Source organism: Paenibacillus sp. P22, assembly GCF_000469945.2.
GTDB lineage: Bacteria > Bacillota > Bacilli > Paenibacillales > Paenibacillaceae > Paenibacillus_O > Paenibacillus_O humicus.
In genome coordinates this window covers 41,826-56,583 of record NZ_CBRA020000063.1, presented here as the reverse complement: position 1 = coordinate 56,583, position 14,758 = coordinate 41,826, and the positions used below count along the sequence as shown (strand labels likewise).

Below are 14,758 nucleotides of genomic sequence, written 5' to 3'. Positions count from 1 at the left end.
TAAGACAACTTCTTCATCATCGGTATCCCCAGAACGGGCGAGTTTGTCCGGATCCCGAAGCCGTTCGAAGCCGGCATGCTGTTCGCGACGAGCACGGAGCGGTTCCTCGGCTGGTTGGAGGAGAACGATCCGGAAGCCTACGACGGCTACGCCAAGACAACTCTTCAGTCGTTCACGCCGCCGGTACTGTTCACCGCATTGACGCCTCTGCTTGAGGCAATCACGAATCACTCGTTCTTCCGCGATGCGCCGGTCGTCCCGATGGGAGAGCAGCGCTTCGAAAAGAAAGACCAGTACGGCGTCTACACGAGCGAGCTGTCTAAGGAGATCGGCTCCTTCATGGCCAAGATGGGCCTTGGGGAGACAAACCTCGCCAGCCCGAGAATCATCGACAACACGATCAGCGGCTACGGCGCCGGCCTGGCTAACTACGGGGTGGACATGATCGACGCCGGGATCAACGCGGCGCGGGGCGGCAGGGAAGTCCCGCTGCCTAAGCTGAAGGCAACCGAGCAGCCGGTCGCCCGGTCGTTTTTCGTCAAGACCAGCGGCGGCGGCCAGGTTCGAGAGGACTTCTACAAGGACTGGGACAAGCTCAGCAAGAAGAAGGCCTCGGCCGACTACAACGAGACAGAGATGATGCCGGAGGATGCGAAGGACTACGCGCGCATGAAGCCCTACCAGAAGCAGATCGCCAAGCTGCAGAAGCAGTACAAGGAGATCCTCGCCGCGAAGGATGTGCAAGCTGAGCACAAACGGAGACGGCTGGACGAGATCGATGCTAAAATGAACGCAGCAGCCAAAAAAGCGCTGGGGAAGTAGGGGGGGCATGAGCCAGAAGGCGGGCAATACGCTGATCGTCATCGTGATCATCCTGCTGAACCTGATCTTGATGACAAGCGGCGGCGGGCGTAGCGGGGACTACCACGAAGCGCAGGATTACGATTACGAATACGAGGTCGAAGAGGGAGCTCCGTGAGGGGCTCTTTTCTTTTGCCTGTGGGGTGAACGACATGATCGAAATGGACGAGTCAGAGCTGCTGGAGTCCGACTTCAGCGACGACAGCCTGCGTGTGATCGGCAGACTGCTTAGCCCGTGGGTGGTGCAAAGACTGCTCCTGCCCGGCCCGGTGCAGGTGCAGCTGCCGGAGGAGGCTGGTCGGCGTGTATGACCTGATCGTCGAGCTGGCGCATGCGGTCTGGAAGAATGGGCTTTCGCTCAGTGCGCTGGGAACGGCCGTTTATGTATTTCTCAAGCAGCGTAAGGTCAAGCAGGCTTTGCGCCGGATAGTGCCCTGGCTGCTCTCGGATGACAGCGAAGTCAAAGTCTATGTGGCCAATCAGCTCATCATCATGGAAAATCAGCGGCGCACGATGGCCGTCCTGGGGGTGGATCCGGTATGTCCGGAGGATGCAAGTATCTCGAAGACGTCGAAAAGCTTTCGGCGCGCTCTCAGAATGTTCTTTATTTTTTTCTCGGCGGCACGATCGCGTGCCCTCGCTGCAGTCGGCCGCAGTCGGCCGGGAACCGTTGTTTACCACAAACTCAACTATAACGAAGCGGAGGAAAAACAAGATGAAAAAATGGCTTAAGGCAGATTCCCTGACGGTGCTTGGCGCTGCAGCAGCTGCAGCCGCAACTCGTTTTTTTGGTGTGCAAATCGACGTGACAAACATCGCCGCAGCGGCCATCATCCTTCTCGGTTATTTCAAGGCTCATGAGTACGTGACCGTCGTTCGCGGAGCAAACGGTTTGCCAATCGGCTTCAAAGCCAACAGCCGGAAGTTCATCTTCACGATCGTGGCGTTCAGCCTGATTGTAGCGGACGAGCTCTTCAAGCTGGGTTTGGGCAATGAGCTGATCTTCACGCTGACGGCAGCGGTGACGGGCTACAACCTAGTCGAAGGCAAGAAGGATGCGAAACAAGCAGAGCAGGAAGGGACAGACGCGAGCCAATCGTTCTAAGAAGGGAGCTGCTGATATGATCGACATGAAATGGATGGGGGATCGGGTGCCGAATCATGGCCCCCGGACTCGCAACGGGAAGCAGTATGCGCCCTTGGTCATCGTTAACCACATCTCCATGGGTACAATGGACAGCATGGATGCTTGGTTCCGGAACCCGGCCGCGCAGGTATCGTCCCATTTTGGCATTGGCCGGGATGGCGGCATTCACCAGTATGTCCGTCTCGAGCGAGCGGCTTGGACGCAAGGGCTGCTGTCAGATGCGATCCCGAAGGCGAAGGCGGGCATCGTCCGGCAGATGGGTATGAACCCGAACCTGTATTGTGTCTCTATTGAGCACGAGGGTTATGCCGGTAACGGCGCAGACGGCTCAATCACGGAGGAACAGTTCTGGCGTCTCTGCTGGCTGCACAAGTACATCCAGCTCGAGGTCGAGCGGATCTGGGGCAACCGAATCGTGTTCAGCCCGGAGACAGTCCTTGGTCATTTCCAGATCGACCCGATACGCAAGCCGTTTTGCCCGGGGCCCGCATTTCCCTGGGGCCGTCTGTACGCGGAGCTGGCCATAGCGGAAAGAATCCCGTCGCTGGAGTTGTATGAAGAGCGCATCGCATACCAGCTCAGTCAGGCCAGCCGTTACGCTGCAGCCTTCGCCATCGCCGGCCGGGTGCGTGACTTGGCCGAGCGGTTGTCGGATAAGACGTGGGGATCAGCGGCAGAGGCCAAGCTCTTGTACCTCGCGCCGGTCATGCCAGAGATTGCGTACGGTGATGGTCCGGTGACGGCAGCGGGCATCGCATCACGAATCCTGCAGCTCGGCCAGACTGCGATGGGAGCGGGCTCCTGGCAGGAAGAAGCCGTTCGAAAGCTGCTCTTGCTCGAGCCCATCATGAAGGATAAAGGCGTGCTCTGATTTCTCGGAGCACGCCTTTTTTTTGTTGAGTGTTCGTATTGTGTTCGCATATAATGTGAACAGAGGTGATGGTCATGATTCCCAGTGAAAGAAGGCTGGAGGACATCGAGCGAAAAGTATTGCGGATCCTGGTCAACTATTCAAAAATCAGATCGACTCCACTGAAGATGGAAAACCTTCAGAAATTCACGGGGAAACGAGAGGGTCGGCTCCATCATATTCTCGGAGTATTGGAGCAGGAGAAGTACGTAGAGATCGAGAGCCGGCAGCCGCTGAGGTACAGAATACTGAAGGAGTTCGAGGCTCATGAGCTCAACTGGCACAGAAAAAGTCACGATAAAGGTCACGAATTCTCTGATGCTTATCGAAATCAGATGGAGCTGTTTTAATTCGAAACTCGATTCTCTTTATTATAGAAGTAAAAGCGAAATTCAAAAGCAGTCCACGAAAGCGATAAAATGATGATCGGCATCATGCCGATCCTGGGATTTTGACCAATATCGGAGCAGGCTTTCTTATTGTCACATTCCTCCCATAAAGGTTAAAATAAATAGGACACTTTAATGGGCAGGAGTCTTCTATGAAAAGCTTAAACATAAACTACCTACCGGCGATTGACCATCTCCGAGGAATGGCGGCATTGCTAATTTTGTTCTACCATGGTCAGCATTTTATTTCGCGAGATTTTGCATTCGGGGATAAGGTGCCGGATGGGTATTGGCTCAAAACGACCAACCCCATTTCGTCCTTATTTATCGAGGGGCATACAGCAGTTGCTTTGTTCATGGTTCTAAGCGGTTTTATTTTTACGTACGGTGCTTATGATAAAAGTATGAATTACTGGGGATTCATTCGTAATCGATTGTTCAGAATCTACCCAATGTTTTTGTTACTTATGGTGGTTGGAATTTATGCTTATCCCGGCAATTTCAACTTCATTGGCATGCTACAGACCTTATTTTTTCTGTCGAATGCTCAAGGTTCGTTAAATTTGGGTGAATTCTCGGCTATGTTTTGGACGATATCAGTTGAATTTCTCTTTTACCTCATCTTCCCCTTTTTGCTTCGGATGATGCGGAATGAAGGTGCGAAAAAGATGCTTCTATTGATCGTTGTCGCCATCGTATTTAGAACATTGGCGATGCTGTTTGGGAGCAATATCAGAGAGCTTTCCTATTGGACAATTGTGGGACGAATCGATCAATTTATAATCGGCATGCTGGCCGCAAAGGTTTTTATTGAGCTCAAGTTAAGTAGAAAAAGCTGGTTCCTTATTTTCTGTGCTTCGGCTGTGTTGGTAATTACAGAACTGTTTGCATTTAATAGACTCGGCGGCTGGCAAATTTCTGCGAATTGGAAAGTCATCTGGCCGACAACCGAAGGGACGCTGTGGGCGGTGTTTATCGTGTCTTACGTGAAGGTCTTTTCAGAAAATAAAAACATCATTCAGAAGTCGCTCTCCAGGATCGGAGAAATAAGCTTCTCCATCTACTTAATTCATTACATCATTGTGAAGTTGGTTATCTATCGTCATTGGACCATTAGCTTTTCCTCCAACGCATTCAGGGACGGGATGCTGAACTCTCTGATCTTGGTTGTGCCGATTACTATTCTAATTTCAATCCTTACATACCACGTTGTTGAGAAACCGTTCTTAAAGTTCAGAGGTAAGTATCTTTCATAATTCATTGGCTCAACACCTGCTCGAATCAGAGCAGGTGCTTTTAATGTTTGTTCGCATTTTGTTCATATGCAATGAGCATAGAGATGATGGTCATGAATCCCGGCGAAAGGCTGGAGGATATCGAGCGGAAGGTATTGCGGATCCTGTCAACGATCATATTTTAGATTGACTCCACTGAAGATGGAAAACCTCCGTAAATTCACAGGGAAGCGGGAGGGGCGACTCCAGCATGTCCTCGGGGAATTAGAGCAAGAGAAGTACATAGAGTTGGAAAGCAGACAACCGCTGAGGTACAGGGTGCTGAAGGAGTTCGAGGCTCATGAATTGGATTGGCATCGACAAAACTCACGGAACAGTAAAAACTCACAAGAAAACTCACTAATTATCCATTCAAATTCGAATCAATACGAATGGAAGTTTTAAATAGCCCTACATGATGGTTAGGGAAAGTAGCAATTTCGTAGGTCCATGAATCCTTGCAAAAACCGCTAATAGATGGGCGGCATGATGTAAGTGCCGGGCCACCAAGCCTGATCCAGCAAGGAAAAAGGGACCCTCCGGGGTCCCTTTTTTGTTCTTTTGACCACTCCATGACTACGATCGATTTAGGGTGCGGCTGCGCGTTTGAGAATCCGGGATTATTCCTGTAACATGCATAGTAATCGAATTGTTGAAACTTTAATGAAGGAAGATGCCAATGCCTCCTAGAATCGTGAATTCCGTCACTGAGCTGATCGGAGATACCCCGGCAGTCAGGCTCAATCGGCTCGTCGGTCCCGAGGACGCCGAGGTGTACGTGAAGCTGGAAAAGTTCAATCCGAGCGGAAGCGTGAAGGACCGGGCCGCCGCCAATATGATGCTGCAAGCGGAGAAGGACGGTCTCCTGAAGCCGGGGGGGACGATCATCGAGCCGACCAGCGGCAACACGGGCATCGGCATCGCCATGAATGCGGCGGCGAGAGGATACAAGTCCATTCTCGTCATGCCGGACAATATGAGCAAGGAGAGGATCGGCATCCTGCGGGCTTACGGAGCCGAGGTCGTGCTGACGCCGGCAGCGGAGAGGATGCCGGGAGCGATCCGCAAGGCGAAGGAGCTGGCTGTAGGAATTGAAGGCAGCTACATTCCCCTTCAATTTGAAAATCCCGCCAATCCAGATGCGCATCGGGGAACGACGGCGCTGGAGATCATGGAGCAGATGGAAGGGCGAATGGATGTGTTCGTCGCCTCCAGCGGCACCGGAGGAACGATTACCGGAACGGGAGAAGAGCTTCGCAAGCTGCTGCCGGCATTGCGCATTCTTGTCGTGGAGCCGCAGGGTTCCCCCGTCCTGTCGGGCGGCGAGCCCGGACCCCATAAGCTGGTCGGTACGAGTCCAGGCTTCGTGCCTCCGATTCTGAATACAGATGTCTACGACGACATCGTGCAGGTCGAGGACGGTGCGGCCATTTCCGCATGCAGGGAGCTTGCGGCCAAGGAAGGCATCCTGCTCGGTCCATCGGGAGGAGCCTCCGTCTGGGCGGCGGTTCAGGAAGCGCGCCGCATCGGCAAGGACAAGCGCATTCTTTGCATCGCGCCTGACAGCGGAGAGAGATATCTCAGCATGGACATTTTTTGATTCCAGACTCTTGGATGGGCAGGAGCGAGTGCAGCAGCATCCCTGAACACAACAAAAAGTCTGCCCGTCAAAGGCAGACTTTTTGTGCATCTTCATAATCAAGAACCGGTCCGTACGTCTCCCAGCATAGCCGTCGGGCGGGTTCTGCGGAGCGGGGAGCGGCTGTAGCGGAACTCGCCCGCGCCGATGACAGTCAGGTTGTCATCGCTGCCCTCGATGGAGGATCCGTCCGCGACATAAGCGCCCTCGCCGATGATGGCGCGGTGAATGCTCACATTGCGGCCGATTCTCGCCCCCGGCATGATGATGCTGTCCGTCACCGTGCTGCCCTCTCCGATCTGGACGCTGTGGAAGAGGATGGACCCCTCCACATCTCCTTGAATCCGGCAGCCCCGCTGGACGATGGAATTGCTTACTTCCCCTTTGCCTTCCACATAGATGGCCGGGCTTACCGACAGGGATGGGGTATACATCGGCCATTCGGGACGGTTGAGGTCGATCGTGCCTTGGAGCAGATCCATATGGGCTTCCCACAGGCTTCCCGGCGTACCGACATCTTTCCAGTAGCCTTTGAATGGGAAGGCGATGATTTTCTCTTCCGAGGCCAGAAGGGAAGGGATGATGTCCTTGCCGAAATCATGGGAAGAATCGGCGCGCATGGCATCCAGAATGAGCGCTTCGCGCAGATCGGCCCACCGGAAAATATAAACGCCCATCGAGGCCAGATTGCTCTGAGGCTTGGCCGGCTTTTCTTCAAAGGAGGTAATGTTCAGCCGCTCATCCGTATTCATGAGGCCGAAGCGGGAAGCCTCTGCCCAAGGAACCTCTTTGACGGCGATCGTCGCGGCCGCGCCGCGGGCTTTATGGAAGCTGAGCATTTCCTTATAGTCCATTTGGTAAATATGGTCGCCGGAGATGACGAGCAGATGCTCCGGTTGATGGGAATCGATGAAATCGATGTGCTGGAAAATGGCGTCTGCCGTTCCCTTGTAGCCGGTCTTTTGATCCTCGGAATTAAGGATCGTGATGTCCGTGTTGTCCCAAGCGGAGCCGTCGCCAACGTGGCCGCTGATGGATTGCTTCATATATTGAGCGAGGATGCCCACGCTGCCGATTCCGGAGTTAACGCAATTGCTCAGCGGGAAATCGATGATGCGGTAGCGGCCGCCAAAATGAACAGCCGGCTTCGCCAGCCGGTTCGTCAGCGGCGCCAGCCGTTTGCCTTCTCCTCCCGCGAGGAGCATTGCCATGCATTCGTTGTTAACATTCATCTGTGTTACCTCCGTTGTCTCGTTCGAATTCTTTATACGGTATAAGTAAACGGCCTGAAAATCTTTGAAACCAAGATGAGAAAATTCCAATGATATCCTTTTCCCGAGATTTTCCGCAGGCATTTTAATCTGTAGAGAGTCGGAATGGCCGCCTCGGCGTCGCCAAGCGGAATGTTTCACGAGCATCGGGGCAGGGGTACTAACCTGTAAGCTTGAACGCCCTGCCACGGCGGGGCCGAACCGACAACTATACCATTTGGAGGGATACACCATGAAACCAAGCATTCAAGTTGTAGAAAGCGGAATGGACGCAATGTCGGCAGTACGCGAGCTCAATCGACGCGGATATGACAAGGACGAGATTTATGTGCTTGCCCACGATAAAGACCAGACGGATCGCCTGGCCGAAAATTCACAAGCGAACAGCATCGGCATGCAGGAGGAAGGCGTCTTCGATTCCATGGCGAATATGTTCCGCTCCCGCGGCGATGCGCTGCGCTCCAAGCTGGAGTCGGTAGGCTTGACCGAAATGGAAGCCGAGCGCTATGAGGAAGTTCTTGACCAAGGCAAAATCCTGGTCATCGCCAAGCCTCACTGAGCTGCCCCCGAAGCTTGGACGTCCGGCTGGATCGATTCGATCCGGCCGGGCGTTTTTTTGTGCCTTCGGAACGGAATCCGTTATACTGGAAAGGTTCAAAGACGATTAGCGGAAGAGGATGGGGAGAAAATGGAAGAACAAGTCACTCCTGTACCGGTCGTCGTTCTGGCCGGATTTCTGGGCAGCGGCAAAACGAGCTTGCTGACACGCCTGCTGGACGGCTGCCGGGAAGCCGGCATCAAGCCGGCAGTCGTTCTCAACGAGCTGGGAGACCTTCATCTGGAGGGGGCGAGATTCGATTCCGGCGTTCCGCTCAAGGAAATGCTGAACGGCTGCATCTGCTGCACGATGAAAGGCGATCTGGCCGGAGAGCTGGTCCTGCTGGCGAGGAGGGAGAGGCCCGGTGTCATTCTCATCGAAGCTACCGGAGCTGCGAATCCGCTGGAGCTGGTGGAAGGCGTAATGGACGCCGCCTTGCACGAATCGCTCTACCTGTCCGCTGTCGTCACTGTCGTCGACGGCCCGGGCGTGCTTCGCCTCAAGGGGAGCCGGCGTACGATGAAGCTGATGGAGGACGGAATCCGCTGCGCCACGAAGCTGGTGCTGAACAAAGCCGATCTGCTCCATCCCGAGGAGCTGGTCGAGGTTCAGCAGCGGATTCGGGAGCTCAATTCCCATGCTTCGCTCGTCACCGTCCGGCATGGCCGCGCAGAGGCGGAATGGATCGAGGGCGTGCTGTCCGCTGATCCCGGAGCTGCCCTGAGGCCCGAGGAGGTCGCCGCTAGGACCGATGGGGGAACAGGGGATGCATCCGCTGCCAGGAAGGAAGAAAGCCATGCCCATGCCCACGAGCATCTGATGGCAGTGACTTATTATCCGCAGCGGCCTTATGACAGCATGGACTTCGAAAGCATGCTCCAGACGCTGCCCGACAACGTGTACCGGGCGAAAGGAATCGTCACATTCGCCGACACGGCGAGCCGGTACCATTTTCAATTCGCGTACAGGGAGACGGATTTCATTCCTCTGTCTCCGGCCGAGAGCATGCGCGACGCCATCGTGTTCATCGGAGAGCATTTCTCGCGAGGCGAAGTGCTGGAGCGGCTTGCCGTTCTGGAGGCGGGGCATACGGATCAAGCCGAATAAAGACGACCTCCAGCCTGCCGGCTTCCGGCAGGCTGATTTGCTGTTTCGCGCGCTGAGTCCGCTGGTTAATGGATACTATTGGATCAGCAGCATGTGGAAAGGGAGGAAGCAATGTGAAAAAGACAATCCTTACAGCTTCGGTTGCCTGCCTGTTTCTGGTTATAGGAATGGCGATTTCCTTGACCCGCCCCGTCGCATCCTTGCCGTCTGCCGCCGCGCCGGCCAAGGGGACGGAGACGGCAGCAGGCCAGCCTGCTCCTCCCGCTGTCATTGCTTTGCTGAAAGAGGAATCCGCTTCCTCGACAAATGCCGTTCCGGGGACGATGGACTTCGGCACGATCAACGGAGTCCGCTTGACCGACGACAAGGAGCAGATCGTCTCCGAGCTTGGACTTCCGCTCGAAGCGGCTCAGGATGAGCTTCTCGCCGAGCAGACGCGCTGGACTTATCCCGACATGAACATCGCTTTCACAGGTACGGAAGTGGATTATGTAAGCGTGCCTTCCTCGACCCGGTCGGTTCGGGTAGGGGATGAGGAGCTTCCGGTCACCTTGGAAGGCTGGGTAGGCCGGTATGGAGAGCCTCAGTACAAGGCCGAGGATGGCGTCGGATATGTGGATGCCAACGGTTTTGCCGCCAAGCTGTTCCTGAATCAGAAGACGGGCCAAGTTCTATCCGTCGACTTCTTCTGGGCGGACATGGAGTAGAGGAATAACCGCGGATGAAAAAAACATAGATTTCTGTCGAAAAGGTGGTTCAATTTCATTTCGGCAGGGTAAAGAATAGAAAACTTTGATCCAACGTCCGGTCGCAACCCTTGAGGGAGGCGGCCGATTCGTGTGTTGGCCAGGAAATGCTGCCAATACGTCGAGAGAGGATGACTCCCGGCTCTATTATTTGTACAATTGTATTCATAGAGTGAATGGATTCATAGAGGATTCATAGAGGATTCATAGAGGGAAAGATTAAGGTTCTCACATAGACAGCTCATCCACTATTACTTCAGAGGGGATCCGGTGATCGGCTGACATGAAAATACGGACAAAAGTTCAACTGGGGTTTGTCATCCTGCTCGCCATCATGATTGTCCTGGGCGGCGCGGGAATTCGCAATCTGTTCAATCTCAGCAATCAGCTGAACGAGATCTACGATCAGAGATACACCAAGGTGGCCACCACGACGAGCATGCGCGGCAACGTGAACAACATGGCCAAGTATATGGTGAATATCTTGACCGTGCCTACCAAGGAAACGGTCGACCGCAACCGAGACAGCATTGAAAAGAACAAAGAATCGGTCCAGGCCGCCCTTAAAAAGCTGGAAGGCATTGCCTCATCCGAATCCGAATTTCAGATGCTGGACAAGATGGAAGCCGGAACATCCGACTTCTTCTCGTATGTCGACCGGGCGATGAAGCTCGTAGAGTCCGGCAACGGAGCGGGAGCCGTCGCCCTGCGGGAAAGCGAAGGCCTCCGCTATCAGGAGACGCTCGTCAATAATGCCGACGAGATGGCCGCTTATCATCAGCGCGCCTTGGACCAGCTGGTCGAACAGACGCGCAACGATAACGAGGCGACGACCAATATCATGGTTGCCGTGACGATTGCGGGCGTCCTGCTCGGCCTGTTCATCATTATCTGGAATACAAAGACGCTCAACCGCGGCTTCCGGTTCCTCTCCTCCGCGATTGTCGGGTTCTCTCGAGGAGAATCGACCCGGGAGACGCGCCTGGATGCGATGGTCCAAGAGGGCGAGTTCAAGGAGGTAGCGGACTCCTTCTACAAGCTCGCGGACGATCTGGATGAAAAGACGCAGGCGGAGAAAATATACAACCAGATGATGCAGGATCAGACCTGGCTTAAAACGAGCCTGGCCAACGTCATCGTTGGCGTTCAGAGCATCACGGAGCTGGAGAACCTGGCGGAGAAATTCATTTCCTCCGTCGCCCCTCTTACGGGAGCGACCTATGGAGCTCTCTATATCCGCGATCATCTCGGTGAAGGCAGAACCTTCACGCTGCGTGCTTCTTATGCAGGGACGGAGGGTCTGCAAGCGGCTTCCTCCTTCCGGTTCGGAGAAGGACTCGTGGGCCAAATCGCGGCGGACAACAAGTCGATGCATCTGACCGAGGTGCCGGAAGGATACCTCAACATCCGCTCGGGCATCGGGCAGACGCAGATCCGGGAGCTCTATCTCCTGCCGGTCCATTATCAGCATTCCGTCGTGGCTGTGCTTGAGCTCGGCAGCCTGCAGTCGTTCACAAGCCTGCACCACGAGCTGCTGGAGCAGATCGGCGAGTCTGCCGGCATGGTGCTTCACAACCTGTTCGGAAGGATCCGGATCGAGGAGCTGCTGCGCGAATCGCAGACGATGAGCGAAGAGCTCCAATCCCAATCCGAAGAGCTGATCAGCCAGCAGGAAGAGCTGCGCAGCTCCAACGACCGTCTCGAAGAGCAGACGAGGGCGCTCAAGGCTTCCGAGGAGCAGCTGCAGAGCCAGCAGGAAGAGCTGGAGCAGACGAACGAGGAGCTGCTGCAGAAAACCCATTTGCTGGAGCTGCAGATGAAGGAAACGAAAAAGCACAGCCAGCAGATCGAGCAGACGAGGGACGCGCTCGAGAAGCAGACGGTCCAGCTCGGCCTCGCTTCCAAGTACAAGTCCGAGTTCCTGGCCAACATGTCGCATGAGCTGCGGACTCCGCTCAACAGCCTGCTTATTCTGTCCCAAATGCTGTCGGACAACAAGGACGGAAATCTCACCCAGAAGCAGATCGAGTTCGCAACGACCATTCATACTTCGGGCAGCGATCTGCTCAAGCTGATCGACGAAATTCTCGACCTGTCCAAGATCGGCGCAGGCAAGATGGACGTCGTCACCGAACATGTTCCTTTGCGGGATCTGGAGCAGTATGCCGTACGCAGCTTCCAGCCGGTCAGCATCCAGAAGGAGCTGCCGTTCCTTACGGAGACGGAGGAGGACGTGCCGGCGGAAATGTTCACGGACAGCCACCGGGTCAAGCAGATCCTGCGCAATCTGCTGTCCAATGCGTTCAAGTTCACGACTCAGGGCTCCATCAGCATGCGGATCCGCAAATCCACCCCGGCCGAGATGCCGGAAGGCGCCCAGGGCAGCTGGATTTCGTTCGAAGTCAAGGACACGGGCATCGGAATTCCCGAGGACAAGCAGGCGATCATCTTTGAAGCCTTCCAGCAGGTCGACGGGACGACAAGCCGCAAATACGGCGGTACCGGACTTGGCCTCGCGATCAGCCGGGATCTGGCCAGACTGCTTGGCGGAGACATCCATCTGACGAGCAAGCCGGGAGAGGGAAGCACCTTCGTGCTCACGCTTCCGGAATTCCATCTCGTCAAAATGAACGACGGATCCGACTTCGAAGTCTCAAGAAGCTCGTTCAGCGGCATGGACGAAGCGGCGGCGGCGCTTCCGTCGCCGGTCATCCCGGCGGAACGGAAGCCGAAGCCCGAGCTTGCCCGCCATGCGTTCGATGTGGAAGACGACCTCAAGGAATTGAAGGAAGGGGATAAAGTCGTCCTCATCGTCGAGGATGACGTCGCTTTCGCCAAAGTTCTCGTCGATATCGCCCGCTCGCGAGGCTTCAAGGCCATCGTTGCCGGACAGGGAGACAAGGGCCTGTCCTATGCAAGAACGTACCTTCCGGATGCGATTCTCCTGGATATCCAAATGCCGGTCATGGACGGCTGGTCCGTTCTCCATCATCTGAAAAACGATTCCAACACTCGCCATATTCCGGTCCATCTGATCTCGGTTATCGACGAGGTCCAGCAGGGTCTCGCGCTCGGAGCGATCGCCTATCTCAAGAAGCCGGTCTCCAAGGAGCATCTCGACAATCTGTTTACGCAGATCGGATTGTTCATGGAGCGCAATATGAAGCGTCTGCTCGTGGTGGAGGACGACGAGATCCAGCGTCACGCCATCGAAGAGCTGATCGGCCATGACGATCTGGTCATTACGGGAGTATCGTCCGGACGCGAGGCGCTCAAGGAGCTGAGCGAGCATCACTACGACTGCATGGTCCTCGATCTCGGCCTGCCGGACATTACCGGCTTCGAGCTGCTGGACCAGATCAGGCGCAACGAAGAGCTGCATGATCTGCCGATCATCATCTACACCGGCCGCGACCTGGAGAAGCGCGAGGAAATGATGCTCAAGAAATACGCCGAGACGATCATCGTGAAGGACGTCAAGTCGCCGGAGCGGCTGCTTGACGAGACGACGCTTTTCCTGCACCGGGTCGAAGCCGAGCTGCCGGAAGACAAGCGCAACGTGCTGCGCAAGCTTCACAGCGTGGAGACCATTTTCGAAAACAGGGACGTTCTCATCGTCGACGACGATATCCGCAACGTGTTCGCCTTGTCCAATGTCCTTGAAGGGTATAAGATGAACATTACCTATGCCGAGAACGGCCGGGAGGCTATCGAGCAGATCGAGAAAAATCCCGATCTTGATCTCGTGCTCATGGACATCATGATGCCGGAAATGGACGGGTACGAAGCGATGAGGCTCATCCGAGCCGACTCCCGCTACGACAAGCTGCCGATCATTGCCGTCACCGCCAAGGCGATGAAAGGCGATCGGGACAAATGCATTGAAGCCGGGGCCAGCGATTACATCGCCAAGCCGGTCAACGTTGATCAACTTCTTTCACTAATGAGGGTGTGGTTGTATAAATAGCGTCAAACCTCGTCCGAGCGACTCGGACGAAAGAGAACAGTTGGAGATCGAGATGCTGCTCGTGGCCATGTTCAAGCTCTACGGCTATGATTTCAGGAACTATGCCTATGCCTCGATCCGTAGGAGAATATGGCATCGGGTGCATGCGGAACGGCTGACGACGATCACGTCGCTGACGGACCGGGTGATCCACGACCGTGGCTGCATGGAAAGGCTTCTGTCGGATCTCACGATCCATGTCACCGAGATGTTCCGCGATCCGGAAGTGTTCAAGTCGTTCCGCAAAAATGTCGTTCCGCTGCTCAAGACGTATCCGTTCATCCGGATCTGGCATGCCGGCTGCTCGACCGGCGAAGAAGTCTATTCGATGGCGATTCTGCTTCATGAGGAAGGGCTTTACGACCGCACGAGAATCTACGCCACGGATATGAGCTCGACCGTTCTCGATGTAGCGAGGCAGGGCGTATTCCCGATTGAGCGGATGCAGCAGTATACGCGCAATTACCAGGACGGCGGCGGCAAGGAGTCGTTCTCGGACTACTACACGGCCAAGTACGAATCGGTTATTTTCCAAAGCTTCCTGAAGAAAAATATCGTTTTTGCCCAGCACAATCTCGTCACGGACGGCTCCTTCAACGAATTTCATGTCATCCTGTGCCGCAATGTCATGATCTACTTCAACAAGGATCTCCAGAACCATGTGCATGGGCTGCTCTACGACAGTCTCAGCATGTTCGGCGTGCTGCTGCTGGGAACCAAGGAAAGCATCAACTTCACCCGGCATGCGGATCAGTTCGATGAGCTGGACCTGATCAACCGGATCTACCGCAAAGTCAAGTAAAGCCACAG

At 55.0% G+C, this 14,758-nt stretch carries 15 protein-coding genes; 14 read left to right on the top strand and 1 reads right to left on the bottom strand.

Annotated elements, in window-relative coordinates; translation table 11 throughout:
• Nucleotides 1-15: 15 nt before the first annotated feature.
• The 9 genes from BN871_RS10490 to cysK all read left to right on the top strand — a co-directional run bounded on the left by BN871_RS10490 (nucleotide 16) and on the right by cysK (nucleotide 6,181).
• On the top strand, nucleotides 16-822 hold the full coding sequence (locus tag BN871_RS10490) for an LPD38 domain-containing protein (RefSeq protein ID WP_332310211.1): 807 nt from the start codon (nucleotides 16-18) through the stop codon (nucleotides 820-822).
• 7 nt (nucleotides 823-829) lie between these two features.
• The gene (locus BN871_RS27615; protein WP_021877211.1) at nucleotides 830-979 is read left to right on the top strand and encodes a hypothetical protein; all 150 of its coding nucleotides are present in this window, start codon (nucleotides 830-832) and stop codon (nucleotides 977-979) included.
• Nucleotides 980-1,013: 34 nt separating this feature from the next.
• Nucleotides 1,014-1,172, top strand: coding sequence for a hypothetical protein (locus BN871_RS27610; RefSeq protein ID WP_157060260.1), 159 nt, complete (start codon nucleotides 1,014-1,016; stop codon nucleotides 1,170-1,172).
• Nucleotides 1,165-1,593, top strand: a complete 429-nt coding sequence (locus BN871_RS10485) for a hypothetical protein (protein ID WP_048745858.1) — start codon at nucleotides 1,165-1,167, stop codon at nucleotides 1,591-1,593. The genes BN871_RS27610 and BN871_RS10485 overlap by 8 nt, the downstream gene beginning before the upstream one ends.
• Nucleotides 1,577-1,966, top strand: coding sequence for a hypothetical protein (locus BN871_RS10480; RefSeq protein WP_048745857.1), 390 nt, complete (start codon nucleotides 1,577-1,579; stop codon nucleotides 1,964-1,966). The genes BN871_RS10485 and BN871_RS10480 overlap by 17 nt, the downstream gene beginning before the upstream one ends.
• A gap of 16 nt (nucleotides 1,967-1,982) precedes the next feature.
• The gene (locus tag BN871_RS10475; protein WP_048745856.1) at nucleotides 1,983-2,879 is read left to right on the top strand and encodes an N-acetylmuramoyl-L-alanine amidase; all 897 of its coding nucleotides are present in this window, start codon (nucleotides 1,983-1,985) and stop codon (nucleotides 2,877-2,879) included.
• A 74-nt stretch (nucleotides 2,880-2,953) separates the two neighbouring features.
• Nucleotides 2,954-3,268, top strand: a complete 315-nt coding sequence (locus BN871_RS10470; RefSeq protein ID WP_021877214.1) for a hypothetical protein — start codon at nucleotides 2,954-2,956, stop codon at nucleotides 3,266-3,268.
• A gap of 191 nt (nucleotides 3,269-3,459) precedes the next feature.
• A complete protein-coding gene (locus BN871_RS10465) occupies nucleotides 3,460-4,563 on the top strand; it encodes an acyltransferase (RefSeq protein WP_048745854.1) in 1,104 nt (367 codons plus the stop codon).
• A gap of 697 nt (nucleotides 4,564-5,260) precedes the next feature.
• Nucleotides 5,261-6,181, top strand: a complete 921-nt coding sequence (gene cysK / locus BN871_RS10455) for a cysteine synthase A (protein WP_048745851.1) — start codon at nucleotides 5,261-5,263, stop codon at nucleotides 6,179-6,181.
• A 98-nt stretch (nucleotides 6,182-6,279) separates the two neighbouring features.
• Here the strand turns inward: cysK and BN871_RS10450 are convergent, their stop codons facing one another.
• Nucleotides 6,280-7,452, bottom strand: coding sequence for a glucose-1-phosphate adenylyltransferase (locus tag BN871_RS10450; RefSeq protein WP_048745850.1), 1,173 nt, complete (start codon nucleotides 7,450-7,452; stop codon nucleotides 6,280-6,282).
• Nucleotides 7,453-7,723: 271 nt separating this feature from the next.
• On the opposite strand from BN871_RS10450, the gene BN871_RS10445 reads away from it, so the two are divergent.
• The 5 genes from BN871_RS10445 (at nucleotide 7,724) to BN871_RS10425 (ending at nucleotide 14,750) form a co-directional block, all read left to right on the top strand.
• Complete coding sequence (locus BN871_RS10445; RefSeq protein WP_021877218.1) at nucleotides 7,724-8,050, top strand: general stress protein; 327 nt, start codon at nucleotides 7,724-7,726, stop codon at nucleotides 8,048-8,050.
• A gap of 129 nt (nucleotides 8,051-8,179) precedes the next feature.
• Nucleotides 8,180-9,196, top strand: a complete 1,017-nt coding sequence (locus tag BN871_RS10440; RefSeq protein WP_048745848.1) for a GTP-binding protein — start codon at nucleotides 8,180-8,182, stop codon at nucleotides 9,194-9,196.
• 113 nt (nucleotides 9,197-9,309) lie between these two features.
• Nucleotides 9,310-9,903 (top strand): hypothetical protein, encoded by a 594-nt coding sequence (locus tag BN871_RS10435; RefSeq protein WP_021877220.1) that lies wholly within the window; start codon nucleotides 9,310-9,312, stop codon nucleotides 9,901-9,903.
• Nucleotides 9,904-10,225: 322 nt separating this feature from the next.
• Nucleotides 10,226-13,909: a response regulator gene (locus tag BN871_RS10430; protein WP_048745847.1), complete on the top strand. Its 3,684-nt coding sequence runs from the start codon at nucleotides 10,226-10,228 to the stop codon at nucleotides 13,907-13,909.
• A 52-nt stretch (nucleotides 13,910-13,961) separates the two neighbouring features.
• Nucleotides 13,962-14,750: a protein-glutamate O-methyltransferase CheR gene (locus BN871_RS10425; RefSeq protein ID WP_083436370.1), complete on the top strand. Its 789-nt coding sequence runs from the start codon at nucleotides 13,962-13,964 to the stop codon at nucleotides 14,748-14,750.
• Nucleotides 14,751-14,758 lie beyond the last annotated feature (8 nt).

What these genes read in the sequence shown, in the direction of transcription:
- BN871_RS27615 (WP_021877211.1), top strand. Translation starts at nt 830, where the DNA reads ATGAGCCAGAAGGCGGGCAATACGCTGATCGTCATCGTGATCATCCTG.
- BN871_RS10450 (WP_048745850.1), bottom strand. Translation starts at nt 7,452, where the DNA reads ATGAATGTTAACAACGAATGCATGGCAATGCTCCTCGCGGGAGGAGAA.
- BN871_RS10430 (WP_048745847.1), top strand. Translation starts at nt 10,226, where the DNA reads ATGAAAATACGGACAAAAGTTCAACTGGGGTTTGTCATCCTGCTCGCC.
- BN871_RS10425 (WP_083436370.1), top strand. Translation starts at nt 13,962, where the DNA reads ATGCTGCTCGTGGCCATGTTCAAGCTCTACGGCTATGATTTCAGGAAC.
- BN871_RS10445 (WP_021877218.1), top strand. Translation starts at nt 7,724, where the DNA reads ATGAAACCAAGCATTCAAGTTGTAGAAAGCGGAATGGACGCAATGTCG.
- BN871_RS10480 (WP_048745857.1), top strand. Translation starts at nt 1,577, where the DNA reads ATGAAAAAATGGCTTAAGGCAGATTCCCTGACGGTGCTTGGCGCTGCA.
- BN871_RS10465 (WP_048745854.1), top strand. Translation starts at nt 3,460, where the DNA reads ATGAAAAGCTTAAACATAAACTACCTACCGGCGATTGACCATCTCCGA.
- BN871_RS10470 (WP_021877214.1), top strand. Translation starts at nt 2,954, where the DNA reads ATGATTCCCAGTGAAAGAAGGCTGGAGGACATCGAGCGAAAAGTATTG.
- BN871_RS10440 (WP_048745848.1), top strand. Translation starts at nt 8,180, where the DNA reads ATGGAAGAACAAGTCACTCCTGTACCGGTCGTCGTTCTGGCCGGATTT.
- BN871_RS10475 (WP_048745856.1), top strand. Translation starts at nt 1,983, where the DNA reads ATGATCGACATGAAATGGATGGGGGATCGGGTGCCGAATCATGGCCCC.
- BN871_RS27610 (WP_157060260.1), top strand. Translation starts at nt 1,014, where the DNA reads ATGATCGAAATGGACGAGTCAGAGCTGCTGGAGTCCGACTTCAGCGAC.
- cysK (WP_048745851.1), top strand. Translation starts at nt 5,261, where the DNA reads ATGCCTCCTAGAATCGTGAATTCCGTCACTGAGCTGATCGGAGATACC.